Source organism: Hoylesella pleuritidis (genome assembly GCF_963541955.1).
GTDB lineage: Bacteria > Bacteroidota > Bacteroidia > Bacteroidales > Bacteroidaceae > Prevotella > Prevotella pleuritidis.
Genome location: NZ_CAUTUT010000014.1, coordinates 1 through 26,051, shown reverse-complemented (window position 1 = coordinate 26,051; position 26,051 = coordinate 1). Strand labels below are relative to the sequence as shown.

At 46.8% G+C, this 26,051-nt stretch carries 22 protein-coding genes and 2 tRNA genes; 4 read left to right on the top strand and 20 right to left on the bottom strand.

The genetic code is table 11. The annotated features are described in order from the left end of the window. From RWY97_RS07145 to RWY97_RS07055, 19 genes are all read right to left on the bottom strand, one after another. Nucleotides 1-864: an alpha-1,2-fucosyltransferase gene (locus RWY97_RS07145; protein WP_315566343.1), complete on the bottom strand. Its 864-nt coding sequence runs from the start codon at nucleotides 862-864 to the stop codon at nucleotides 1-3. A 4-nt stretch (nucleotides 865-868) separates the two neighbouring features. After that, nucleotides 869-1,765: a hypothetical protein gene (locus RWY97_RS07140; protein ID WP_024991472.1), complete on the bottom strand. Its 897-nt coding sequence runs from the start codon at nucleotides 1,763-1,765 to the stop codon at nucleotides 869-871. Continuing rightward, nucleotides 1,737-2,804 (bottom strand): NAD-dependent epimerase/dehydratase family protein, encoded by a 1,068-nt coding sequence (locus RWY97_RS07135; protein ID WP_315566340.1) that lies wholly within the window; start codon nucleotides 2,802-2,804, stop codon nucleotides 1,737-1,739. The genes RWY97_RS07140 and RWY97_RS07135 overlap by 29 nt, the downstream gene beginning before the upstream one ends. A gap of 1 nt (nucleotide 2,805) precedes the next feature. After that, complete coding sequence (locus RWY97_RS07130; RefSeq protein ID WP_039876578.1) at nucleotides 2,806-3,525, bottom strand: IspD/TarI family cytidylyltransferase; 720 nt, start codon at nucleotides 3,523-3,525, stop codon at nucleotides 2,806-2,808. Between the two features lie 19 nt (nucleotides 3,526-3,544). After that, nucleotides 3,545-4,378: a LicD family protein gene (locus tag RWY97_RS07125; protein WP_273175856.1), complete on the bottom strand. Its 834-nt coding sequence runs from the start codon at nucleotides 4,376-4,378 to the stop codon at nucleotides 3,545-3,547. 149 nt (nucleotides 4,379-4,527) lie between these two features. After that, the gene (locus RWY97_RS07120; RefSeq protein WP_024991468.1) at nucleotides 4,528-6,075 is read right to left on the bottom strand and encodes a YifB family Mg chelatase-like AAA ATPase; all 1,548 of its coding nucleotides are present in this window, start codon (nucleotides 6,073-6,075) and stop codon (nucleotides 4,528-4,530) included. Nucleotides 6,076-6,223: 148 nt separating this feature from the next. After that, nucleotides 6,224-7,231 (bottom strand): DUF4369 domain-containing protein, encoded by a 1,008-nt coding sequence (locus RWY97_RS07115; RefSeq protein ID WP_315566337.1) that lies wholly within the window; start codon nucleotides 7,229-7,231, stop codon nucleotides 6,224-6,226. Next, entirely contained in the window at nucleotides 7,224-8,906 is a 1,683-nt protein-coding gene (locus RWY97_RS07110; RefSeq protein ID WP_315566336.1) for a tetratricopeptide repeat protein, read from the bottom strand. Before RWY97_RS07110 ends, RWY97_RS07115 begins: the two co-directional genes overlap by 8 nt. Nucleotides 8,907-8,928: 22 nt before the next feature. After that, a tRNA-Leu gene (locus RWY97_RS07105) sits at nucleotides 8,929-9,014 on the bottom strand. Nucleotides 9,015-9,035: 21 nt separating this feature from the next. Further along, nucleotides 9,036-9,108, bottom strand: a tRNA-Gly gene (locus RWY97_RS07100). Nucleotides 9,109-9,177: 69 nt separating this feature from the next. After that, nucleotides 9,178-9,774, bottom strand: a complete 597-nt coding sequence (locus RWY97_RS07095; protein WP_315566334.1) for a hypothetical protein — start codon at nucleotides 9,772-9,774, stop codon at nucleotides 9,178-9,180. Then, nucleotides 9,767-10,183, bottom strand: a complete 417-nt coding sequence (locus RWY97_RS07090; protein ID WP_021584123.1) for a hypothetical protein — start codon at nucleotides 10,181-10,183, stop codon at nucleotides 9,767-9,769. The genes RWY97_RS07095 and RWY97_RS07090 overlap by 8 nt, the downstream gene beginning before the upstream one ends. Nucleotides 10,184-10,292: 109 nt before the next feature. Continuing rightward, on the bottom strand, nucleotides 10,293-10,925 hold the full coding sequence (pyrE, locus tag RWY97_RS07085) for an orotate phosphoribosyltransferase (RefSeq protein ID WP_273175864.1): 633 nt from the start codon (nucleotides 10,923-10,925) through the stop codon (nucleotides 10,293-10,295). A gap of 85 nt (nucleotides 10,926-11,010) precedes the next feature. Further along, a complete protein-coding gene (locus RWY97_RS07080; protein ID WP_315566331.1) occupies nucleotides 11,011-11,706 on the bottom strand; it encodes a ComF family protein in 696 nt (231 codons plus the stop codon). After that, the gene (locus tag RWY97_RS07075; protein ID WP_024991462.1) at nucleotides 11,699-12,166 is read right to left on the bottom strand and encodes a regulatory protein RecX; all 468 of its coding nucleotides are present in this window, start codon (nucleotides 12,164-12,166) and stop codon (nucleotides 11,699-11,701) included. The genes RWY97_RS07080 and RWY97_RS07075 overlap by 8 nt, the downstream gene beginning before the upstream one ends. An 8-nt stretch (nucleotides 12,167-12,174) precedes the next feature. Then, nucleotides 12,175-13,026, bottom strand: coding sequence for a peptide chain release factor N(5)-glutamine methyltransferase (gene prmC / locus RWY97_RS07070; RefSeq protein ID WP_315566330.1), 852 nt, complete (start codon nucleotides 13,024-13,026; stop codon nucleotides 12,175-12,177). Nucleotides 13,027-13,191: 165 nt separating this feature from the next. Continuing rightward, nucleotides 13,192-15,753 carry a TonB-dependent receptor domain-containing protein gene (locus RWY97_RS07065; protein WP_315566329.1) on the bottom strand — a complete coding sequence of 854 codons (2,562 nt, stop codon included), beginning with the start codon at nucleotides 15,751-15,753 and terminating at the stop codon, nucleotides 13,192-13,194. Nucleotides 15,754-15,768: 15 nt separating this feature from the next. Continuing rightward, the gene (locus RWY97_RS07060) at nucleotides 15,769-16,461 is read right to left on the bottom strand and encodes a DUF4974 domain-containing protein (protein WP_315566328.1); all 693 of its coding nucleotides are present in this window, start codon (nucleotides 16,459-16,461) and stop codon (nucleotides 15,769-15,771) included. Next, a complete protein-coding gene (locus RWY97_RS07055) occupies nucleotides 16,451-16,945 on the bottom strand; it encodes a sigma-70 family RNA polymerase sigma factor (RefSeq protein WP_315566327.1) in 495 nt (164 codons plus the stop codon). The genes RWY97_RS07060 and RWY97_RS07055 overlap by 11 nt, the downstream gene beginning before the upstream one ends. A 485-nt stretch (nucleotides 16,946-17,430) precedes the next feature. Between RWY97_RS07055 and dusB the strand changes: the two genes are divergently transcribed. Continuing rightward, on the top strand, nucleotides 17,431-18,411 hold the full coding sequence (gene dusB / locus RWY97_RS07050) for a tRNA dihydrouridine synthase DusB (RefSeq protein WP_021584195.1): 981 nt from the start codon (nucleotides 17,431-17,433) through the stop codon (nucleotides 18,409-18,411). A 306-nt stretch (nucleotides 18,412-18,717) separates the two neighbouring features. On the opposite strand, the gene RWY97_RS07045 is transcribed toward dusB, so the two are convergent. Then, nucleotides 18,718-20,385, bottom strand: coding sequence for a formate--tetrahydrofolate ligase (locus tag RWY97_RS07045; protein WP_021584128.1), 1,668 nt, complete (start codon nucleotides 20,383-20,385; stop codon nucleotides 18,718-18,720). A 308-nt stretch (nucleotides 20,386-20,693) separates the two neighbouring features. On the opposite strand from RWY97_RS07045, the gene RWY97_RS07040 reads away from it, so the two are divergent. The 3 genes from RWY97_RS07040 to RWY97_RS07030 all read left to right on the top strand — a co-directional run bounded on the left by RWY97_RS07040 (nucleotide 20,694) and on the right by RWY97_RS07030 (nucleotide 25,405). Further along, nucleotides 20,694-22,247 (top strand): GH3 auxin-responsive promoter family protein, encoded by a 1,554-nt coding sequence (locus RWY97_RS07040; RefSeq protein ID WP_315566324.1) that lies wholly within the window; start codon nucleotides 20,694-20,696, stop codon nucleotides 22,245-22,247. 185 nt (nucleotides 22,248-22,432) lie between these two features. Then, nucleotides 22,433-24,343, top strand: coding sequence for an Ig-like domain-containing protein (locus RWY97_RS07035; protein WP_315566391.1), 1,911 nt, complete (start codon nucleotides 22,433-22,435; stop codon nucleotides 24,341-24,343). Between the two features lie 252 nt (nucleotides 24,344-24,595). After that, nucleotides 24,596-25,405 (top strand): DUF3108 domain-containing protein, encoded by an 810-nt coding sequence (locus RWY97_RS07030; protein WP_315566322.1) that lies wholly within the window; start codon nucleotides 24,596-24,598, stop codon nucleotides 25,403-25,405. The last annotated feature ends 646 nt before the right edge of the window (nucleotides 25,406-26,051 follow it).

Genomic DNA, 26,051 nt, shown 5'->3' with positions numbered 1-26,051 from the left:
CTATTCGATGCAGATCCAATTACGAGGATAGAAATCCCGCGTCTCAACTCCATTGAGATGATAGCGTGGGTGGACAACAATCTTTGAGGGATTGTCGTTCAACCACGCTCCCCACCAGCTGAAAGTGCTATTGGCAATGATATTATATCTGCATTGCGTCATCATCAACAAGTCACACCAAGCATCTTCACCGTGGTTCAAATCGATAATATGAAAATTGGGATCAGCGCCGAATTGCTCACGGGCATACGTCGGATCGTCTGAGAAGACGAAGTATTCGGGGCTCTCGATTTGGCTTTCAAAATAGGCGATGGCGTGCTCATAATAAGCCTCTGTGCATACGCCCTGAAACTCACTGAGCCCCAGATAGTCGCCACGACGAAGATGGAGTGACACACTCTGACAGCTTTTAATTCGGTCGATCACCGCCAACACCGCAGCGTCTTGTATCTCCGGAAACCGAAATCGACGTTTCACCGCATCGGCAACAGCTGTAAAATTCAGTTCTGAATGCCATCCCCCGCGATAGAAAACGATACCTTTTTGATGGGTGAAATGCCGCATGTCGAAGTCGCGCGAGAGCGGTTCGACAATCATTTTCACGCCTAACAATCGGAGCGTAGGCCGCAAAAGGCGTCGCAACCAACGATGATTGGAGAAATGTGCTTTATCTAATGCCCGATAAAGTAGAACCAAGACGGCATTGTGACGATATGGAATGTCGAAGAGTTTGTCTAATGAATATTGTGTCCGCGGCCCCAAAACACAATAAACAGTGTGGTTATTGCGCTGCCGTTTAGCCAAATAAAAGGCATATTGCGACATCTGATTGCCCAGTCCGTTGAAGATTAGTACGATGTCCATAGCCTTATTTTTTGAGTTGTTGAAACCGCTTTTGACACCTCACCTTATAATTATAGTGCAGCAAATGCTTCTGAATCTTACGCCAATTATACGCTACCACGAATCGGATTACATCCCATCGGCGTGGCTTTCCGTCATCATAAATTGAGCGGGGAATATCTACAAAGTAGAGATCCGCAACCGTATCGAAAGCCGAAAACGCGTTGTGCACACGCTCAAAGAGCCACACTTCGGAGTAGAAACGATTCTGTCGGATAACCGATGGATTGAATTCGGGCAGCTGACGAACATACGAAGAGCGTGCCCACCAGAAGCTCCCGGAGTACATTCGATAATCTTTCGGGGGCCAACGATAGCAACCATACGTGTCGAAACCATTGCAAAGAGCATTCACTGCTACGTTCCACTTGAAGAAAATAAAGTGTTCCAGCATCTCGCGCCACGACCAGATTTTGTGCACAAACGACTGAAACGCACGGTCGTCGGCCGTTACCGACTGATAGGTTATACCCTTGGAGTGAAAATAATAGACTAAACACGTCTCGCGTTTGCATAGCGATTGAATGAACGCCAATGCCGGATACTCGTACCGGCAAGGGTCGTTTGTATACGAAATCACTTCTACTCGCTCGCAGCCGACCATCTCGCGCAATGCCACTACATCTTCTTCGTGCTGCGTAATACAACTGATAAAGAGCCTGTCGGTGGCAGCTAAGAGTCCGCTTTGCCGCAGATTGTCGAACTGGCGGGCTGCCAACGCTTGCCAACCTGCGCCCATCAAAATATGATAAACGCCGTAAATGGGCGGATGCTCACGTGGAATCTGCTCCCAAGGGGTGAGATCTCGCCGCTCGAAAACACGGAAAACGGAATCACGAATGCGCCTGAATATCTTGCCCATAACCGTCTTCTCGTAAAGATTCTATTAATCGCGAGAACATCTCTCGTAGTTCGTAGCGTGGTTGCCAACCGATGGATCGGATCTTGGTTGTGTCGAGTCGCAGTTTGGTTGTGGGCGAATAACCCAGTCCTTCTTGCAAATTTAGCACCACTTTCCGCATCGGACGGAATACGCGAAGCACCTCTTCGGCCATTACACGGATAGAGATATAGGTGCGTTCGTTGGCTATATTATACGCTTCGCCGTCTTTTCCACACAGCAAAACATACAGTATCCCGCTCACAGCATCCATCGTATAACAATAGCTTCTGCACAACTCGCCACGCGTATGCAGCACAATGTCTTCGTTGTTGATGATGCTTCGAGCGAAATGTGCAAATACCCGACCATCTGTTTGATGCACACCCGCGCCGAAAGTTTGTGCCAATCGAGTCGTTTTCACGGGTGTTTCGTATTCCGAAAAATAGGCATAGCACAAGCATTCGGCAGCTCTTTTGCCCATCGGATAGCTGCTTCGGGTATCCATCGGATTGAGATAGCCCTGCATTTGTTCATCAATTGCGCGTGAATCGTCGTCGATCGTGCCGTAAACTTCCAATGTCGAGACATAAACCAATGATTGCAAGCGATGCTGTCGGGCGTATTCGAGCACCGATTTCGTGCTGTCTACCACCGTCGTGAGCGTCTCTGCGGGGTGTTCTATAAAGTCTTTTGAAGCCGTGGGAGCAGCCAGATGAATCAGGAAATCGGCCTCTTTGCCGGGCAGGAAAGGCTCACCCGACGCGAAGTCGTGCACGATTACGCGATGAGCAGCCGTTTCTTCACCGAACATCCGATATGCTTTGGTCCGACTCCGGACCACACTCACCACCTGCAAAGCCAACGAATATTGCTCGTTCAGCGCCAAAAGGCATCGCACCAGGCACGAACCCAACAGACCGGTAGCCCCTGTGATGATGATGCGTCGGCCTCGCAGGTATTCCCAAAGGGAAAAATCTGTGGCGAAATGAGCAATGTCTTCCTGTAAGATTCTATTCATATCAGAGTCCAAATATCTGTTGATCCTCGTGCACTTTCACCATAGCGCGCAACACAAAGAAGTCTGTCGGCGTGGTAATCTTGATGTTTTCCATCGGTCCGATGATGGTTTCGAGCTTGTAACCATAATGACTCATCATCGTACAAGAGTCTATAAAGTCGTGTCGCTGATCGGCAATCGCACGGCGATGAGCTGTTAGAATGTCTGCAAGACGAAAGCTTTGCGGGGCTCGGGCAATGAAAGAATCAGCACGCGAAGGAATCTCCAACAAACCGTCCGACTGTTTCACAATAAGCGATTCGGTAGCAGGTACGCACGTGATACACGTTCCACACGCCGCTACCTTATTAATATTGTCGGTGATCGTGGCTTCATTGATTAGCGGACGAACGCCGTCGTGGATCAGCACCGTAGCCTCCCGGCCTTGCGCATAAGCCTCAGCAGCACACAGACCGTTATAGATCGAGTCTTGCCCCGACGGTCCTCCGGGTACGATTTTGACCACTTTCGTAATCTCGAACTTGCGTAACATTTTCTCCAAAAACGGTATCCAGCTCTCGATACAGGCCACAACGATGGCATCGATAGCGGGATGATTGTCGAAGATTTCAAGTGTATAAATGATGATTGGTTTACCATTCAGGTCGAGAAACTGTTTCGGACGCGACTTCGTATGCATCCTTAAACCCGATCCTCCGGCAAAAATCACGGCGATGTTCATAGTCTTTTTCTTTTCCATTTCAATCTAAGAAGACGATATCTATTTTGTGTCGATCGCGCCGGTCACGCGGAGGCAGCTCCCAAAAATTGCCGTATGCAATGCGGCAAAGCCCTTCGGGATCGGCCGGCCCTTCAAAAACGTGCCCCTCGAAAACGATGTCCCGATGCGGAATCATCATCCGTTTGGGATTCTGTTCATAAAACCACGCACCATAAGAGTGCATATATAGCTCCGGATTTCCAAACAAACGACCTACCCGTCTGAATGCAGGAAACACGAGATAATGCAACAGATTATACCCTATCTGCGCCAGATGGGGATGCACACCGGCACAACGCAGGTTGAGATTGACTGAAAGTTTGGCTGCCAAATGCTGCAACCACGGAATCATATAGCCCTCATAGGGGAAGATGTCGATATGCAGTCCGCGATATTTTTGCGCCTCGTGGGTGCGCCGGTCGCGGCTGTCAGCATTGTCGTGACTGCGGTTTTCGCTCTTCAAGTCGCGCAGACAAGCCCACTCTTTATAAAATCCAGGGTCGGTCTTATTGGTTTGCAACACATACTGCGGGTGCGGATGGGCAATCAGGTAGCGGCAGAGCTTCTTATAATCAGTATAACTTACGACGACGTCTATATCGTCATCCCACGGTATAAAACCGCCGTGGCGCAAGGCACCAAGTACATTTCCACCGTCGATTCGGCACGCCACGCCAATTTGTTTGCTCACGTCCTGCAAATAAATCAGCATATCGAGCAGCCGCATTTGCGCTCTGCGGAGCACCGATCCATCAGGATTGTAGTCCCGACGGAGACTTTCCTGCGTCTCTCCTGTGTTGAATCGTTCCGTCATTACCTGTCGTTCTCACATCTATTGACTACATTTCACAAGATGAAAATAGCCCTCAGATACGATTTGCAATATGCAAATATAGTGTAATTTATCAAATTATCTACCCTTATATGCCGTTTTTCATACATCCGCGAGCAATCTTTCTCCGTTTATCCTTGCCTTTCCGCCCAGTCGCCTCGGTCGAGATTGCGATAGCTGATAGCCTCGGCGAAATGCTCGGGAGTAACTTTTTCGCTACCAGCAAGGTCCGCAATAGTACGCGCTACCTTTAAAATGCGGTTGTAAGCACGGGCAGAAAGGCTGAGCTTTTCCATTGCCGTACGCAGCAATTGAACACCATCGGCATCGGGTTCGGCAAACTGATGAATCATCCTTTCAGTCATTTGGGCATTGCAGTGGATGCCATTGAATGGCTTAAAACGTACAGCCTGTACCTCGCGAGCCTTGATTACACGTTCGCGAATGGCCGCACCGGATTCTCCCGGAGCTGCCTGTGAGATGTCATTAAAAGGCACCGGCGTGATCTCTACTTGTATATCAATGCGGTCGAGCAATGGACCGCTGATCTTGTTCATATACCGTTGGATCTGTCCCGGCGTGCAAACACAATGGTGAGTGGGGTCGCCGTAATAGCCGCAAGGGCACGGATTCATACTCGCTACAAACATAAAGGAGCACGGATATTCCGCTGTGTATTTGGCACGGGATATCGTTATCTTCCGATCTTCAAGCGGTTGGCGCAATACTTCGAGCGTACTCTTGTTGAATTCGGGTAGTTCATCAGCAAAGAGTACGCCGTTATGAGCCAACGAAATCTCGCCGGGCTGCGGTGTAGCACCGCCTCCCACAAGGGCCACTTCGGATATTGTGTGGTGCGGAGAACGAAAAGGACGTTGAGAAATAAGGGACATTCCCTTACCCAATTTACCTGCAACGCTGTGAATCTGGGTCGTTTCGAGACTCTCGGCAAGTGTAAGCGGCGGAAGAATAGAAGGAAGTCGCTTAGCCATCATCGACTTTCCGGAACCCGGAGGACCAATCATAATCAGGTTATGACCGCCCGCAGCAGCCACTTCAAGGGCTCGTTTCACATTGTCTTGGCCTCGGACATCGGCGAAATCGAGGTCGAACGCATACTGATGTTCGTAAAACTCTTTGCGGGTATCGATTTTTACGGGATTGAACGACCGCCGATCGGTCAGAAAATCAATAACATCGGTCATCGACTCCATACCATATACATCAAGATTGTTGACCACTGCCGCCTCGCGCACATTCTCTTTGGGCACGATCAAGCCCTTGAAATGTTCGGCGCGAGCCCGTATAGCAATAGGCAAAGCACCTTTGACGGGTTGCAACTTACCGTCGAGTCCCAACTCACCCACCATCATATACTCACCGAGATGTGCAGATTCAAAACTCGCATTGGCCGCAAGGATGGCTACAGCAAGCGGCAAATCAAAGCTACTTCCTTCTTTCCGGAGATCTGCCGGAGCCATATTCACAGTGATATCTGCTACCGGAAAGCGGTAGCCATTGTTCTGCATAGCAGCTGCAATACGATCGCGACCTTCGCGAACAGCCTCGTCTCCTAATCCAGTAAAGTGATAAAGCACCCCTTTTACGAGACTAACTTCAATGGTAACAGTAGTTACTTCAAGCCCATTGACGGCTGCACAAAACGTTTTTACAAGCATTTAGATAATTGGGAATTGGTTATTAACAATTGATAAAACTTCGCTAAATTAAGGAAACAATAGCCCGCCTGCCCGTACTTAGTTGAGAGTTGAGAATTGAACACGACTCTTCGTTCATCCTTTCATCGGTAAATTCAATTGCCAATTCTCAATTCTCATTTATCATCTTACCGACTCTCTCTTCAAGTTTTTTGGCATCCAAGCTGCGTGCAACGATGCGTCCGCGTTGGAAAACAATGTTGTCGGGAACGGAAGAAAGGCCTAATTGTTTCAAGACTGGAGTCTGCAACATCTGTCCGTCACAGATTGTAGGCCACGAAATAGAGTCTTGATGCAGGATATCTCGGCAATCTTTCCGACTCGCATCCACACAGATACTCACAATTTTGAGCCGCCCACGCGATCGGTTTTGCAATCTTTTCAAAACCCGCTGAATGTCCAAACTTTCGTAGTTCCACGAGGCCCACACGCTGATAACGGTTACTTGCGCTGCGATTAACGGCTTTTTATCGATCAATTGACCGTTAATTGCATAGCCAAAAGCCGTTAATCGCAAGCCATTTGATGACATCTGAGCTAACGGTTTCACATTCAAGTACATACGATTAAGTTCTCCGTTGTCTGTCTGTTGCTTCATCATCAGTTCGATCAAGGTTAAAGCTTGCTTATAATCGGGTGTCGGCGAGGTGATGAAATATTTGCGAACAAGGTAAACGCTGACAACGGATGCGGGATGATCTTCAATAAATTGGGCTGCCCGTTTGACGATTTCGGGAGGAGATGCACTGACAATCTGTTGACGAAACCTGTTCATCAGCTCATTATCTTTGGTGCCTTCAACGGTTAATTCCTTTAAATGCGAAGCGTCAGCTTTAATTTCCACCGACTTACCCGGTCGTGCAAAGACCGGTTGTTCGGAGAAATTCGGGAAAACAAGAATCAAGGTTGCGGCCTTTTCGCACGGTATCTCATAAGCGAACCGACCTCCGGTTACCTTAATGGTATCTATTCCGTCAAGACCACCATTGGTACTATAAACATAAAACTCACCTTGATTGAGATTCAGCAGACGACCTTCGATCTTGAAATGATCGCTGTCGATCCCGCAGGAAACCACTACCAAGGTGAGCAATAAAAATGAGATGAGTCTACTCATTATTCTTTACGGCAGAAAATTCGAGATCGTTTGCCGCGTAATCGGTCAGTGACGGGTCTTTTTGGAGCGCCTCTTTGAGATATGACTGAGCTGCATAGTTATTACCTTGACGCGCACTGACGATGGCGTGCAGATAACTTGTCATTGCGTCGGGATGCTTGACGTTGCCCAAAGTGGCCTTGGCCGTGGCATAATCCTTGTTGAGAAGCTGCGCCAAAGCAGCACTGTTGCTGTTGGAAGTGCCGAAATTCTCCTGCGCCTGAGCAAAGTTTCCTTTGGCGATATTCAGATTACCGAGAACCTCTCCGAAGCCGTTGGCCTCTACGGCATTAGCAAGATAATTCTCCGCTTGCTGCACTTCGCCATGCTTCAAAGCAAGAAGCGCAAGATTAGCATTAGGTTCTGCGGCCTGCGGATTCATTCTCAAAGCCTGCTCAATGTATCGTTTAGCCGTAGCTTCATCACCTTCATTGAAAGCGATAACAGCTAAGTTGTTATAAGCACGATAGTCTTTATCATAGTAAGCAGCAGTTTTTTTATAAATTTCCTGCTTCTTGGCGGGACTGTCTTCGAGGCTTGCTGCATAGAGCATTTCCTCTACACTCAGCTTGGCCGGTTCTGACGCGTACTGTGCTTTGATCTGTTCGTCACTGCGACCTACAATTTCATAATTGATGATAAGGCGTGAACGGCGCAACTCTGGCAGTATACCATCGGCCAACTCACGGAATCCCTCACTCATATTACGTATTTGCTGCTCACGCTCCTGCGGATCTTTATACATTGAAAGCACGCGAAGAATAACGTCTTTATCTTGAATATTCGAAGCCTGAACTAACTTTTGGAAGCCGTCCCAATCCTGAGCGGTATAATGAGCATCGATAGGCGTGCTGACTTTTGTCTGCTTCAGCTGTTGTTTTACATAGCCTTCGGACACGTCCTGACGCTTATTGGCCAACTTATCATTGAGTTTGAAACCACCGTCAGGCGATGCATAGGCTTGTACTTCTACATTTTTGAGATTCAATCTTTCACGATCTGCATTGATTTTCTTCAACATCCGTACAAATTCCTGTACCGAGTTGTTTTTCAACTCGCTTTTACGCAGATTTGCCTGATTAATGAGGAACCGCACATTGGCTTCTTGTCGGCGTGCTTTCACACGCTGAAAAGAGTCAAGTGCTAAACAAGCGCCGGCATTCATCAATGTTCTTCGGTAGAGTTCTGCGGTTGTAATCACGCCAGTTGCCACCTTAATGGCGGGAATGTTGACCTTTTTCTTACCGATATATGCATTGAAAGTAAGGTACATATCGCTTCTTTGCATATCCGAAATGAAAGGAAATACGGTTTTCATCGTGTAATGTCCGCCCATTCTATACGATATTGTCTGATTATTTCCATAGACACTCTCGCCTTGGAATGTAGCTGTTGTACCTTTCTTTGACTGTCCCTTACCATAACGAAGTTCAGGAACGACAGTCACAGTAGCTTTCTTTTTCATATATTTCTCAGGGAAACTGCCGTTAATTGTGGCAGAAACCTGACCGCCTTGAGCCTCAAGCGGATTGGGAGTTACGGTGAAGTTGTCAGCAGACAAAGCGCCTAATTTCGAGCAAGAAGTCAATGCCCAGATCGAGATTGCCGATAAAAAAAATAGTGATTTCTTTTGCATAGAGTTTAGATAGTTTATAAAGTGCCGCGAGCGGGACTCGAACCCGCACAGCCATTACTGGCCAAGGGATTTTAAGTCCCTCGTGTCTACCAATTCCACCATTGCGGCATCGGGAATTAATTTATATCGAGCGGAAAACGGGACTCGAACCCGCGACCCCGACCTTGGCAAGGTCGTGCTCTACCAACTGAGCTATTTCCGCAAACATTCTGTAATGCAAAGGTAAGGCGAATTATCTAAATGGCAAAAGTATTTAGGACATTTTAATATATTAGTTGACCACAATCTGTCCCAAAGCACCCGTCGTCTGTGCTCGATAACGTATCATTTTTTTACCCGCATCGCCCTTAGTGATGGAACCGTCGGCATTCAAATTATATTCGCGTCGGCATACATTGCATCGTGCAATACCATTACTCATCATCGTGAGTGGTTTACTCTGCACAGGAACGGCATCAGGATCGAAACAATTGGGACATTCTTTATCATATGCATAGAATATAGCAGGATAGTCTAAATTACCGTATCCGACGATAATTCCATTATTATACCCCAATCGGAGAGGGCGTTTCAAATCCTTGGCATTGGCTATAACGCTACTTTCAAGCCTCTGATTATTTTGGAATAACAATCGGACAACTCCTGATTTCATAGATTGCGAAATAAAGCAAAAGACTCCCGGTGCATTCGGATTCATCGCACCGGCCAACGTCTGATCCTGATGTACGGAATTATCGAACACAAAATAGCTCACATCTGCGGTGTATTCGTTCTGTACTTCGCCGCAGGATATCAACATCAAAGCAGTAGAAACAATTGTGAGTCCGAATATACGGTACATTCGTTTATGCTTTCGCCACTTACCCATATTTAATATTTTGCAGGACATCAGCAATCTTTTCGATACCCTCTTGCAATGGTTTCTTGACCATTCCTTTGATAAACGGATTGAGATCTGCTTTGATTGTCAACTTCATTTTACACGAAACATCGGTCACGGGCAGCAATTGAATCCAGAAATTAAAGGGCATCGGCGACTGTTCCGTTTCGAATTTAATACACGTCGGAGCCTCGCGCTCCATTACACGGAGCTTGATTTGTCCGACAGGTGCAACGTTGATAGATATCGAATCCTTGTCGAAAACCAAATCTTTGGCCTTATCTTCGGGGATACGATCTTTCACTTTGCCCAGATTTTCCAAATTACTCAGGCTGTCATATACTGTCTGTTGCGTGTAGGGAATTACTCTGATACTACTCTCAAATTTGCTTGTCATCGTATTTTGAGTTTGTAAAGTGATGAGTTTTTAGTTTATGAGTCCTCTTCCGAGACAAGAATGAAACAAGCTAAAACTAAAAAACTCACACACAAATGCACTTATTCATTTATTCATCCCAATGTGCCGGATCTTTGCGCCACTCGTGAAGGACCTCTACATCACTATCATCGATGTAACCAGTCTTCAATGCTTCATCTACAACGTGCTCATAATCAGTCAGCGTAACCAACTTGATCTGTGCATCTTTAAACGCTTTCTTGGCCACAGGGAACCCATAAGTATAAGACGCCACCATACCGATCACTTCGCAAGCATTATTCCGAATCGCTTCAACTGCTTTCAAAGAACTGCCTCCGGTGGATATTAAATCCTCTACAACTACCACTTTCATTCCCGCTTTCAGCTCTCCCTCGATGAGATTTTCGAGGCCGTGGTCTTTTGGTTTATTACGTACATAGACAAAAGGCAGATTCAAAGCATCGGCTACAAGCGCACCTTGCGGAATGGCTCCAGTAGCTACTCCTGCAATGGCTTCAACCTCGGGGAAATGATTCAAGATAGTGTGCACGAGCTCAATCTTGACATAATTGCGCAACTCCGGATACGAGAGCGTCTTCCGGTTATCACAATAGAACGGCGACTTCCATCCCGAAGCCCACGTGAAAGGATTGTTAGGCTGCAATTTGATAGCGTTGATTTTCAGTAGCCTTGATGCAAAAGCACTCTTCAATGTGTCCATATTATTTATCGATATTTAAAAGATACAATTGTGCAAAGATAGTATTATTTATCCAATTCGGCAACAGAATACGTACTTTTATATGTTAAGACTTGGCAAATCCGAATGCAAGCACACTGATTTTAGCTACTCCTGCCTTGACCAGCTGCTGTGCACAAGCCCTGATTGTAGCTCCTGTGGTTACCACATCATCGACAATCAAAACGTGACGAGCGTGCACCGGCCCGGCGTCTACCAACTCAAAAGCATCTGCAACATTCTCTACTCGTTGCCAACGATTCCTGCTTGTCTGGCTCCCTGCAAATATTTTGCGACACACCGAACGAGTTTCGACCGGAATTTCGGTTACTTCGCTGATACCGCGAGCCAGTTCTTCACTTTGGTTATAACCACGACTTCTGCGTCGTTTGCGTGTCAAAGGCACCGGCAACAACAGATCTATACCTTCGAAAAAACCGCTCCCGATAATTTCGCGTGCAATCATTCGACCTGCAATCACCCCCCACTCTCTTCTTCCTCCATATTTCAAACCATAGATAATATGGCTGGTGAGACTCTTGCTACGATAAAACGTGAATGCGTAACAGCGTTCTACGGGTATCAATCCCCAAAAACAGTGGGCCAATTCGTTGCTATACGGGTCGGTATCATAGTTTGTTCGCGGCAAGTCCAGATTACATTCACAGCATATAAGCTCCTCACTGATGCTGAGTCTACGCCCGCACATCGCACAAGGTTGGGGCGAAATGAGATTTAGCAAACGGTCCCAAAAGCTAATCATAGTCCTCTCTTTCGGCTCCGTCGATACACTGACGGATGATGTTCCATTCAAAACCGCGACTCAAAGCAAACTTCATCAGCTTCTGATTGAGCTCATATTCGTTCGTAGCTTTTGTCGACTTACGTTTCGAATGAATAAGTGGGCGCAACGCCTCAATGTATTCCACATCCTCGATTTCATCTAAAACCGGCCCCGACACGGCTTTATCGACGCGCTTCTGGTAAAGAGCCTGCTCCACTTTGCGCCTTCCCCAACCATTGAATCGAATCTTATCGCGGACAAACAAACGGCAAAATCGCTCGTCATCTACATATTTTCCCTTGATCAGATACGCCATCACACGATCCTGTACATCATCGTCAACACCCCATCTACGCATCTTTTCGAGCATCTCTCCTGTGCAATGCTCGGCTCTGGCACACTCGGCAGTAAGACGGGCAAGCACTTGTTGTTCTGTCATATCTTTGTTCATAGCTTAGCTTTCATCATTCGTCGGTCATAGCCGAAAGTATTATTGACTTCTATTTCACGGAATCCGAAACGACGCATCATCACGTCCAACGCTTCAACAAACAGTGGATTAATCTCGAAATAGAGTCGGCCACCAGTGTTCAAAGCGTCAACTGCATAACGAGTAATAGCCATATAGAAACGAAGAGGGTCGTTGTCGGGAACGAACAGTGCTTCGTGAGGCTCGAACCAGAGCACGTTGGGTCGCATATCTCGCTTCTCTTGTTCACAGATATAGGGCGGATTGGCCACAATGATATCATATTTCCCCTTAGCAAGAACGGGATTCAGCGCATCCATCCGAAATAAATGGATATCTTGTTGCAACCGTTCAGCATTGCGCCGGGCCACATCCAAAGCTGCATTCGACAAGTCGTAAGCGTCGACAGATAACTGCGGGCATCGTTTCTTCAATGTAATGGCAATACAACCGCTGCCCGTGCAGCAATCGAGCAACCGCTTTTCATCTCGCGTTTCTTCAACAATCCACCGACAGAGTGCCTCTGTTTCGGGTCGTGGAATGAGTACATCGGGCGTCACCTCATATATGTCGCTGCCGAAATAAGCCTTTCCTAACACATACTGTACAGGCTCATTACGTTCCAATCGCAGCATCATCCGCTCCATCTCGGCCTGCTCCGCCTTTGTCATCTCATCCAATTTACCGCACACCACATCCGTCATCGTAATTCCAAAATGCATTTCGAGCACCAGCAACACAATGTCCTTAGCCTCTCTCTTGCCGTAAATTGGCTCGAGACGGCGACACAATCGGTGATAAAATGAGCCTATCTGTATTTGTTTTATCATTCTTAGGATGTTCTTTAAGTTTTCATTCCATCGCTTTATAATGTTTTCAATTAGACAACAAACTGCTGCCCAATTCCATCTTCATCGCCATTGCAACGAATGCAAAGGTAAACAATTCTTTTGAAAATGAGGAGCGGATGGGCAAAAAGGATAAAGAGGCACTGCTTACAGCCGCCTCTTCTCGTCGTTTCCGGCACCCGTTCCCTTGTATTTGCTATGTGATGCATTGAAGTTATAGGTCAAAGTGATGCCTACGCGACGCTCATAGTTGTAGCAATCTTTCCATAAATCCACGTTATTTCCATACATTGTCCATCGCTCTTTATTGGTTTTCAACAGATCGGTAACGTAAAGATTCACGGTAAAAGACTTCTGAAAGAATGATTTGATCAATGAAATGTCTATCGAACCGGCCTGTTTTGATAGGCTCAAATCAATTGCACTACCTGTCGAATACCACATATTAAGCATCGCAAAACAAGTGGATGTAATGACGAACTTATTTTTCATCTCGACTTTCCATTGCGGTTTATTCAACTTCCTACTGCTTCCGTATGCCCTGGCATCGAATAATTGCTTTCGATAATCTAATTCAATGGTAGGTTGAAACCACTCAAACCGGGATGAAGCAACCACAGATACATAAACGTTTTGCGTGTGGTTGACGTTCCGATTACGCAAAAATGCAATGTCTTTGTTCTCGTATAGCGTTGCCATCCACAGTATATCGTTCTTGATGTAATTATATCCAACCTCGGCAGAAAGCCACGAACGGGTGCCCACAAATGCTAAACTGTGCTTCACCGAAGGTCTAAGATAAGGATTTCCACCCTCATATATATACCGATTAGTATATTGAATGTCGCTACGTAATGACTGATAATCCGGTCGAAAGGTTTTATTGACATAGCTGAATTGCACACCCCAGAGCCCTTTCTGCCACGAAACAGAGAGATTGGGGAACCAGTCGGTGTAACGACGACTGGGCTCTTGCTGCCAAACTCCGAATGAATAATAGTCGGCTTTGACGTGCTCAAGGCGCAGCCCGACATCAAAAGAGAAGTTGCCCCACGGCATTTCTATCTCAGCAAAACCTGCCAGATTACTTTCCTCAATATTCGTCTGCGAGGCCGTTACATAGTTCTCTTGATTTTGATAATCACCATAAGCATTGGTATGGGTCACCTCCGAGCCCACCGATAATCGTCCTTTTCCCACAGGGTAACTCAAAACCAACTTGCCGGCAAGCATCCGATTGCGCTGGCTCGACGCCGTATGCACCTCACGATTTTCCAAATTGGTGCCTCGTTCGTCCTCAGACATTTTCACATTAGTTTTCTTCCATAAATAGGTCCCGTTGAAATCGAATCCCCATTTACCGGCTTTACCTATATAATATAGATTCAATTCGTGGTTCGGACCATTATTCTCTTTTCTTCGCATGTCTGCAATGACCTGCCCGACAGGCTGATCATTGCGCCATATATTATAGATAGCTCCATCGACTTCAAGGTTAGAAAACAGCGACTTATAAATCGAATAAGACACACCGACAGCATTATTGTCATCAATATCATAGTTGGTGCCGATCTTACCATCCAATCCTGCCGTACGCATTCCATCTTGAAGATCTTCTTTCACACGGGTAACATCGCTGCCGTTACGTAACTCCTGTCCAAAGTAATTATCTTCGCCACTATACCGATTACTCCAAAATCCATCTGCAAAGACCTCAAAGCCCTTGCTTCGGAACTTGAAATAGTTTTCCTGATAACCGCCCCATTTGCTGTTATATTTGGCATTTGCATCGGCGCGAAAGCTGAAACCGTCGCCTTGCTTACGCTTGGTTTTGATGTGGATAACCGACTCCACTGTCGCACCATAGCGTGCACCGGGACTCGTAATGAGGTCTACGGACTTGATGTCGGCAGACTTGAGCTGCTGTAACTCGCTCTTATCACGCATTAATTTATTATTGATATAGATTTGAGGAGTTCCTTTGGCGAAGACGCTCACCTCCCCCTCGCCACTCACTTTTACGCGAGGCAGCTGCGCGAGTACGTCGTTGGCCGTCCCCATTTGTGACAGAAGCGAGTGCTCCACATCGACAGTTATTCCGCCGTTCGCCATTTTATACTGTGGCCTTTCACCTTTAACAACCACCCCCTTGACGGCATACGACTCGGCAGTGAGTCTCACCGTGCCGATATTTTCTGTCGAAACGGTACGCCAAAGCGTGCAGTAGCCCACGCAAGTAATCTTCATCAACAGCTGTCTGACGTCGCAGGGGATAACGAAATCGCCATTTTCATTACTCACCCCACCGTTGATAAAAAGAGAATCCGTAGCAGACAGCAGGACGATATTGGCAAACTCGACAGGGCGGCCACGACAGTCCACGACCTTACCCGTAACCTTTCGGGCGGTCTTTTGCGTGCATTCGACATAGATTTGATTGCCGTCGAAAGTTATTTTCATCGGGTAGAGCGCGCAAACGGCCCTTACCGCGTCGGGAATCGAGCAGTTTCGGAGATCGGTTGTGACAGTAAAGTCTTCCAGATCATTGTAGATAAAGCTGATGATATACTGTTCGGAGGCCTGCCCGAGGTCTTCCAACACCCGGGAAAGCGATGTCGTCCGATAACTGCGGTTGATCTTCTGGGCCGACAAAGCACCGCAGAATCCGCACAGCAAGACAATGATTCCTATTGCGATTCGTTTCTTCATATTCTTCAAGCAGTATTATTCGACCGTCAGTTTTTGCCCTTCCAAGGTCAGGTGAATATGTTCAAAATGGTTCAAATCGGCCACAATCTCCTCAATACTCCGCGTTTTATCCCATTTGAAGAACAGTCGCAACTGTCGCACCCGCTCGTTTTTATACGCCACGGTGAGGTGATAGTGAGCGGCGATAGCAGACAAAAGATCGGGCAAAGCGACCTCTCCCGGCCTCCTTTCCGGGGAAGAGGACTTGACAAAATCTTGTCTATGGGAGGCCTGATTACGCTTTTTCACTTGTTGAATAACTACCATTTGACGCACATCCGACTGCCGATGACGGGTGGCGAGATGTATGGCAGCAAATACAAAACCTGCCATCATCACCACACCGACGAACATTGCTGCCATCTTCCACCTTATTTTCATCGCCCGTTTACCTGCAAGTCTTTCGGGCCTAACATCCTCCCACTCTTGTAAAAACGAGCTTTTGTCAAGCCGTTTACTGCCAAGAGTTCCTCTCCCTTGGAGAGATTGAGAGGAGCTCTGCATCTCTTTTTCTTTGGAAGGCCCTCGGGAGGCCCCCAGTTCAACCATCAACTCATACGCTTCTCTGCACTCTTCGTCGCACATCAGTTCTTCTAACTCCCTGTCATCGTACAGCTCCGGATGTTCCGCCATTCGCAAGAGCCGTTCCATTTTCTGCTCATTCATCATTGTCGGCAAATGTTTTTAGTTTCACCAAAGCCTGTGCCAGATGCTTGTAAACGGCCGTTTCACTGATTCCCAACGTCTCGGCAATGTCGCGATAAGACTTGTATTGCGTGAAGCGTAGCATAAAAACCCGACGCGTTTGCGGTGTAAATGCCGTGTCGGCATACGCCCACAACTGTGCGATTCGGCGCTCGCGATCGTCTTCGGAAATTGTTGTCGGCTCCGTTTCGAGTGTCAGTCGACGCATCATTCGCTCTTTTACACGCAGGTGTGCAATCTTATCGAGACACAGGTTTCTGACTGTCGTCAGCAGATAAGCCTCCTCTTTCGTTTCGGGAAGACGTAGCCGCCCATCCGTTATGCGTGCGAAGATATCGCCGGCAACATCTTTTGCCTCCTCCGTATCGTGCAGAATAGACACAGCTAATCGTCGTACTCTGTCGTGATACAGCCCGTAGAGGTATTCGATTTCATCGTTTTTGAGCATCTGTTTTTGCTTGGCTTTTATCGAAATGACGATTTCCGCACGGATTTCCTAACCCCCTTTGACGCGGATTTTTTACTTTTTCAAAATACAAATTTAATGTTTTCCTTTGAAAAACAAACTTGTACAGCACCCTGATTACTTGGAATCAGAGGGCTGAAAACGGTAAATAGAGAGAGAATTGACCTCAGAAAAAAGAGTAATAAATATATCAAGACAGAAGCAGAGAACATCAATGAAAATTATACTCTTTTCTCCTTCGAAAAAGAGATAATATGAGACGGATTTTCATTTGCCGTTAAACACATCGCGAAAAGCCGTTAAACGGCGTGTGATTAACGATTAGTTGCACGGCATTTAACCGTTAGTTGTAATTGGATTTATATATACCTGATTCTCAAAAGGATACGAGCCTAATAGTCGCCGTCGGATTTTGAAACGGCGATATATTCTTGCTTTGAAAATAAATCATTACCTTTGCACCCGAAATGAAGATTGGAAACATTGAGTTCGGACCGCAACCCGTCTTCCTGGCACCGATGGAAGACGTAACGGATATCGGCTTTCGACTGCTCTGCAAGCGGTTCGGAGCCTCGATGGTATATACCGAATTTGTCAGCGCCGAGGCTTTAGTGCGTTCCATTAAATCAACAGTGAACAAGCTGACTATCAGCAATGAGGAGCGGCCTGTGGGCATTCAGATCTACGGGCGAGATGTCGTGTCGATGGTAGAAGCCGCCAAAATTGTAGAGGAAGCACATCCCGACCTTATCGATCTCAACTTCGGCTGTCCTGTGAAAAAGGTTGCCGGGAAGGGCGCCGGTGCCGGAATGTTGCGCAATGTGCCGCTGATGCTCGATATCACACGCGAAGTTGTTCGGGCGGTTAAGACTCCCGTCACGGTGAAAACACGTTTGGGATGGGATCAAAACAATCTGATTATCGGCGATTTGGCTGAAAAGCTGCAAGACTGCGGCATTCAGGCGCTCACTATTCACGGTCGGACGCGCAGCCAAATGTACACAGGCGAAGCTGACTGGACGCTGATCGGTGCAGTGAAAAGCAATCCCCGCATCCGCATTCCCATTATCGGGAATGGCGATATTACGTCGACCGAGCAGGCACAGACGGTTTTTGAACGTTACGGAGTAGATGCTATAATGATAGGAAGGGGCACTTTCGGCCGGCCGTGGATATTCAAAGAGATTCGGGATCGGCTCGACGGCCGCCCTGCTGACACCTCTTTGGATATTAATCGGAAAATAGATATCCTCGAAGAACAACTCCGCATCAACATCAGTCGTATCGACGAGTATCGCGGTATACTCCACACACGTCGCCACTTAGCTGCAAGTCCGATTTTTAAAGGTATTCCCGATTTTCGTCAAACACGTATTGCAATGCTGCGAACGACCGCTGCTTCTGAACTCATCGATATCTTGGAAACCTGTCGGAAACGACTTGCTTAGGGCTCACGAATGTAGATATACACCGGGAAACAATTCCTTTTATTATTAATAATGTCGGCGGCGACGACCGTAAAAACACCGCTCTATATATCAATAATAAGTCTGTCGGTTCGCTGGATATAAAGAATATAAATCTCAACAAGCGTGCCGATCTTTATTATATCAGCACGCTTGTCTTTCCATTACAGCAGACGAGACCAAAACTTAACGGTCTGAGAACTCGTCTGTAAGTGAAAAATTCGCAACAATTAAGAGATTTGCAGCATTCGGATTATTTATAATCCTCAACCCACAAGAAACCTTTTGTTACGACAAACCTGTGATTTCGCCGTTCACAATGTCGATACGCTCGGCCTGAGGACTCTTCGGAAGCCCTGGCATACGCATTATTTCGCCGGCTATAGCGACAATCATTTCGGCGCCGGCACTCACTACAAAGTCACGAATCGTTATCTCGAAGCCTTTCGGAACACCGTACCACTTCGGGTCTTCGGATAACGAATACTGTGTCTTTGCAATACAAACAGGAAACTTGTGATAGTCTCCAGCCTCAATATTTTTGAGTTTTCGCATTGCCGCCGGCTTGATAACAACACGATCGGCACCGTAAATCTTCGTCGCAATCTTGGTTACCTTATCCTGAATACTATCGTTTTCGTCGTAGATAAAGCGCAAGGGTTTCGACGGATTTTCGTCAATCGTCTTCACAACAAGCTGTGCCAACTTCTCGGCTCCTACTCCTCCGTCGGTGAAAGCAGTATTGATGGCAAAGCCGATACCCATCTTTTCGCAATGAACACGCACCAAATCAAGCTCGGCCTGCGTATCGGTTCCGAAGCGATTGAGACAGACTATGACCGTCTGACCAAAGCTTTGAAGATTCTCAATGTGCTTATCCAGATTGCCGAAACCTTTTATCAAGCCTTCTTCATTGGGCTTAGCGAGTTCTTTAAGGTCGATTCCACCATGCATTTTCAGGGCTTGTACCGTTGCCACAAGTACGGATAGCTTGGGTTGTAAGCCTGCTCTGCGACACTTGATATCAAAGAATTTCTCTGCACCTAAATCCGCACCGAAGCCTGCCTCGGTAATAGCGTAATCGCCGAATGTCATTGCCGCTTTCGTAGCTATCACACTATTACACCCGTGGGCGATGTTAGCGAAAGGTCCACCGTGGATGAATGCCGCCGTGTTTTCAGTGGTTTGGACGAGATTCGGATTGATACTGTCGCGCAGAATCGTGGTAATAGCACCCGCCACTCCCATATCTTTCACACGGAATGGCTTACCATCGAGGGTGGTTCCGAGCAGGATATTCTCAATGCGATGCCGCAAGTCGTCTTCGTCTTTGGCCAAACAGAAGATGGCCATAATCTCTGATGCGGGTGTGATATCAAATCCATTCTCGGCCACGATACCGTTCGTGCGGCCTCCGACACCTGTAATGACATCGCGAAGAGAGCGATCATTCACGTCGAGAACACGTCTCCAAAAGACCTCTTTCAATCCGAAGCCCTCGTCTTGATGCTGATAAACGTAGTTATCCAGCAATGCTGAAATCATATTATTGGCCGAAGTGATGGCGTGGAAGTCGCCTGTGAAATGGAGATTGATATTCTCCATCGGCAACACTTGTGCATAACCACCCCCTGCGGCACCGCCTTTCATTCCAAAACACGGGCCCATACTGGGTTCGCGCAACGCCACAACGGCTTTTTTTCCGATGTGATTCAGCCCCAATCCGAGGCCGATGCTGACAGTGGTCTTGCCTATTCCGGCTTTCACCGGCGATATGGCGGTAACCAAAATGAGCTTAGATTGCTTCACCTTTTCCTCATCTATGAGTCTGTAAGGTACTTTGGCAATGTACTTCCCGTATGGTTCGAGTGAATCAACGGGGATGTTTACTTTCTCGGCAATTCGTGAAATAGACTCTAACGAAGTGCTGTGAGCGATTTCAATGTCTGTTTTCATTTAATAGAAAGAATTAGGTTTGTTTGACTGATGTATCTTCCTTGCAAGGCAGACACACGTATCTTATATTTTGCAAAAATACCAATTCACCCGTTATCAACAAACTATTAAGTCTTAAAAAATGCTATTTCAAGATCAGAAAATAGCTATTTGCGAGGCGATCAGCTGCTTTTCACGAATCGAATAATAACTTCCTCTGATTGCTTCGAACTGTCAGAACAGACTATTGATTATTAAAAATCGTGAATTATATTGTTGTCAGAGAAGTTTGCGGTATCTTTGTAATTTAAAACGAGACAGAAACGCAAATGAGTTTAACGAAAATCATAGACCGATTTTTCACCCCGCGGCAACGCAAGATCGAGCATTACGCCGAGAATGCAGAGGCTTTGCAGCAGCAGGTGATGGAATATCTCATAGCCGAAGGAACCCACACCGAATACGGTCGCAACCATTTGCTCAAGCATACAAGTAGTTATGAGGATTTCGCAAGGAACGTTCCGCTCAACACTTACGAAGAGTTGAAGAGTGATATAGATCGAATGCGCCACGGTGAGAGCGATGTCCTCTGGCCGGGAACAGTGAAATGGTTTGCCAAATCGTCAGGGACAACCAACGACAAGAGTAAATTCATTCCCATCACAACCGAAGGACTACAAGACACCCACTATCGGGGAGGCAAAGATGTGGTAGCTCTCTACCTGCAAAACAACCCGAAGAGCCGGATGTTCGACGGTAAAGGCTTGATTCTCGGAGGCTCGCACTCGCCTAATTACGACATTCTTGGGAGCATCGTCGGCGACTTAAGCGCCATTCTTATTGAGAATATCAACCCATTGGCAAACCTTGTTCGCGTACCGAAAAAGGCTACGGCGCTGCTGAGTGACTTCGAGGTGAAACGCGACCGCATTGCACGCGAAACGCTGAAACAGCACGTTACTAACCTCTCGGGTGTACCTTCGTGGATGCTCTCGGTGCTGGTGCGCGTGCTGGAATTGAGCGGTAAGACGCACATCGAAGAAGTTTGGCCCGACTTAGAGGTATTTTTTCACGGCGGAATTGCTTTCGGTCCATATCGCAAACGCTTTCAACAGCTCATCACTTCGCCTGAGATGCACTACGTGGAGACCTATAACGCCAGCGAGGGATTCTTCGGAATACAAAGCGATCCGGCTGATCCGGCGATGCTGCTGATGGTGGATTACGGCGTATTTTACGAGTTTATCCCAATGGATCAGTATGGCAACGAATCGCCGGAAGTGGTTCCGCTGAGCGGTGTTGAGGTCGGACGCAATTATGCTATGGTGATTTCCACCTCGTGCGGACTATGGCGTTACATCATCGGCGACACCGTTTCGTTCACGTCGAAGACACCTTATAAGTTCGTAATAACGGGAAGAACGAAGTATTTTATCAATGCTTTTGGCGAAGAACTCATTATGGACAACGCCGAAAAGGGACTTGCTTACGCTTGCGAAAAGACCGGAGCCGTGGTCAAAGAATATACAGCCGCCCCCGTATTTATGGACGAACGTGCGCAGTGCAGGCATCAGTGGCTCATCGAGTTTGCACAAACACCAGCCGATTTAACTGCGTTTGCCCAACTGTTAGACCTCCGATTGCAAGAGATTAACAGCGATTATGAGGCCAAACGATATAAAGACATTACGTTGCAACCGTTAGAAGTGGTGCCGGCACGCGCCGGTCTGTTCGACGATTGGCTCAAACAAAAAGGCAAGTTAGGCGGACAACACAAGGTGCCGAGACTTAGCAACAGTCGAAAGAACATCGAAGAGCTGATAGAACTCAATAAGGCCCCCCTCCAATTCACCCCCGAAGGGGAAGGGCTCAAGGCCGAATGAGGACATTTTTAGATATGACTGTTTATATGAACAATATGACATTAGATTACATATACAGGATCATCAGGCGCCACTTTACGGCTGTATCCCTAAAATATCGCCATTATACTCTCCCCCTTCAAGGGGGAGTCGGAGGGGGAATCCTGCTCTTTCTCGCTTCGACTCTCGTTGTTTCCTGCGCCCGAATGGGTCATCCCGACGGCGGATGGTATGATGAGACACCGCCAAGAGTGATTGCCACGCACCCGAAAGACAAGGGAACAGACGTGAAAAGCAAGCGAGTGAACATCTATTTCAATGAGTTCATCAAGATAGACAATGCTACCGAGAACGTCATTGTATCTCCGCCGCAACTCGAAGCAGCCGAAATCAAAGGAATGGGCAAGCATATTCAAGTGACATTGAGAGACTCCCTGAAAGCGAATACAACCTACACGGTAGATTTCTCGGATGCAATTACCGATAACAACGAGGGTAATCCGCTGGGAAATTACACTTACAGTTTCTCCACCGGACCACAGATCGACACGATGGAAGTGGCCGGTAACGTAGTCGAAGCAGCCGACTTAGAGCCGGTTAAAGGCATTTTAGTGGGACTTTACAGTAATCTTGCCGACTCGGCATTCACGAAACAGCCAATGCTTCGCGTGGCCCGAACCGACAGCCGCGGCCGTTTCGTCATCAAAGGAGTGGCCCCCGGCCGTTACAGAATCTATGCCTTGCAAGACGCCGATGGTGATTATACCTTCAAACAAAAGAGTGAAAAGATCGCGTTCAATCGCGATATCATCATTCCTTCGGTCAAACCTGACACACGGCAAGACACCATTTGGCGCGACTCTCTGCGCATCGACTCCATCAGTTTGGTGCATTACACGCACTACTTGCCCGATGATGTCGTGCTGCGAGCATTCAATGAACTGATCACCGACCGCTACCTACTCAAAACAGAGCGCACCGAAGCCAATCATTTCACGCTCTTTTTCAGTTACGGAAATCCGCAATTACCCCGTATCCGAGGGCTGAATTTCAACGCAGACAATGCTTTTATCACCGAAAGCAATGCCCGGCGAGACACCGTAAACTACTGGCTCCGCGACTCGTCGCTAATCAATCAAGACACGCTTCGTGTGCAATTGCAATACGAAAAGACTGACAGCAACGGTGTCTTACAACTGCAAACCGACACACTTGACATTCTTTCCAAACAAACTTATGAATGGCGACGCAAGCAGCAACAGAAAGCCATAGAAGAATGGACAAAAAAACAGGAAAAAGCCAAGAAGAAAGGAGAACCCTATGAGACGCAAATGCCCGTGAAACCGCTGGCTGTCAAGATTGAGGCTTCATCTGAATTGGATCCCGATAAAAACATTTTCATTTCGCTACCGGCACCTTCTGCCGTAGTCGATACCGGTAAGATACACCTCTATTCCAAGCACGACACCTTGTGGTATCGCTCTCCTTTCCTGTTACATTTGCCCCGATCGCGCGACAAAGACAGTACGGTCACGACCGATACGACACTCATTCAGCGGCTCAAATACGAACTCATAGGCGAGTGGAGACCCAACATCGAATACAGTTTAGAGATAGACAGTGCCGCATTCATCGATATTTACGGTCGTGCTTCGACTCTGTTCAAAAAAGGTTTCAAAGTACATTCCACCGACGATTACAGTTCGTTGCTCGTCAAAATACCGGATTTTACAGGGCAGCACATCATTGCCCAGCTCCTCAACGGAGATGATAAAGTAATCAAGGAGGTAGCGACCGGCACGGGAACTGTCGAATTTTTCTATATCAAGCCGGGCAGTTATTACCTCCGAATGTTCGTCGACGGCAATGATAACGGCATCTGGGACACCGGCAACTTCGCACAAGATCGACAGCCGGAAGCGGTATATTACTATCCCGAAGCCATCGAATGTAAAGCCAAATGGGATGTAACGCAGACGTGGAATCCCACAGCTCGCAGTGTAGCTCACCAAAAACCGGATAAACTCATCAAGCAAAAGGCCGACAAACAGAAGACAATCCGGCACCGAAATGCTGAGCGTGCCCGACAGTTGGGTATCGAAATGTTGAAACAGTGATGCAAAGGCAAAAAGCGGAAGAATGAAAGGGCATTGCGACTAACCGTTAATTACCGTGCGAAAAGCCGTTAAACGTCGTGCATTTAACCGTTAATTGCAGTGCGAAAAGCATCTAATCAAAATGCTATTAGCAAGAGTCTCATTCTCAATAAGATAACGTGAGCTTCCCGACAACATTCAAGCGTCTGTCGACAGACTTGAAACAGAATTCAGAAACATATAAATATATCACCCAAAAAACTTATAACAGCAATGCACTTAGCAAAACTTTACATATTATTCGCACTTTTGTGGGCTTCCGGTTCGGTACAGGCACAATGTACATTCCGTAATGATGCCTTTCAGTCGGGCGAATTCTTGTCTTACAATCTCTATTATAACTGGAAGTTTGTATGGGTAAAAGCCGGTTCGGCAACAATGTACACGGTGCAAAGTCGCTATGGAGGCAAGCCTGCATACTGCGCCAGTCTTACCACGCGCGGCAGTAGGCAGGTAGACAATCTTTTCGTACTCCGCGACACACTCCTATGTTATTCCTCGTTAGATATGGCTCCGTTGTATTACCGCAAAGGCGCACACGAAGGCAGACGATACACAGTCGACGAGATATTTTATACCTATCCTAACGGGAATTGCCACGTTCGACAGCATCGCCAACACAATGACGGCACTCATCAATGGCAAGAGCACACCTATCCGGATTGCATCTTCGATATGATGAACATTTTTTTGCGTGCCCGTTCATTCAATCCCGAAAGCTGGAAGAACGGACACGTAGTGCCGTTTCCTATTGCCGACGGTAAAGGCCGTACTCCTGCACAACTCAAATATCGTGGAAAAACCACCGTTAAAGCCGACAATGGCATCAAGTATCGCTGTCTGCAACTCTCTTATTTAGAGCTCAACGACGGCCAATACAAAGAAATCGTACGCTTTTTCGTTACTGATGATACCAACCACATCCCCATTCGGCTCGATATGTTTTTGAAGTTCGGCTCTGCCAAAGCCTTCCTCATCGGAATGAAAGGGATTCGCAACAAAGTTACTTCCATCGTAAAGTGAGGCCCATTGACCTCTCCCGGAATCTTCATTTTTACGAAATGATTTTCTGAAATAATGGTATTTTTATGTACGAACACTGAAAATGCAAGCCAATCTAACTCTTTTTATAGATTGCATCTCGATATTTCCCTATCCCAAAAGCGGTCAGGAGATTTCGGCTTTTCTGTCATCCTGAACGATTATCCGACTTTCATCGAAAAGGTTTATCATACAATCAAATCATTGTAGCTGTTGATTTGCAAACAAATTGATTATCAATTAATTATAAATAGACATCGATTTGCTTCCATTTAACGGTTAATCGCTGTGTAACTAACGGTTAAACGCGCGATGATTAACGGTTAATTGCACGCCGATTAACGGCAAATCACAAAGCGGCTAATCGTGAGTGGATATATGGACTCATTTCGATAAGTTGACGAAAGTAGAGAAACGACTCTTTTTTGAGGGCTTCTCCCCTCGCAATTTGATTTTTACAATCAAACATTTAATTTTATAAAATAATCCCGTTTTCCTTCTTTCGTTCACCCGAAATTCACTACCTTTGTCCGAATTATTTTTAGATGTTAGTCAAAACAATAAGATTTTAGATTTTTAGATGAACGTAATTACGAAAACAGTTCAATTGCCTGATGGCAGAACTATC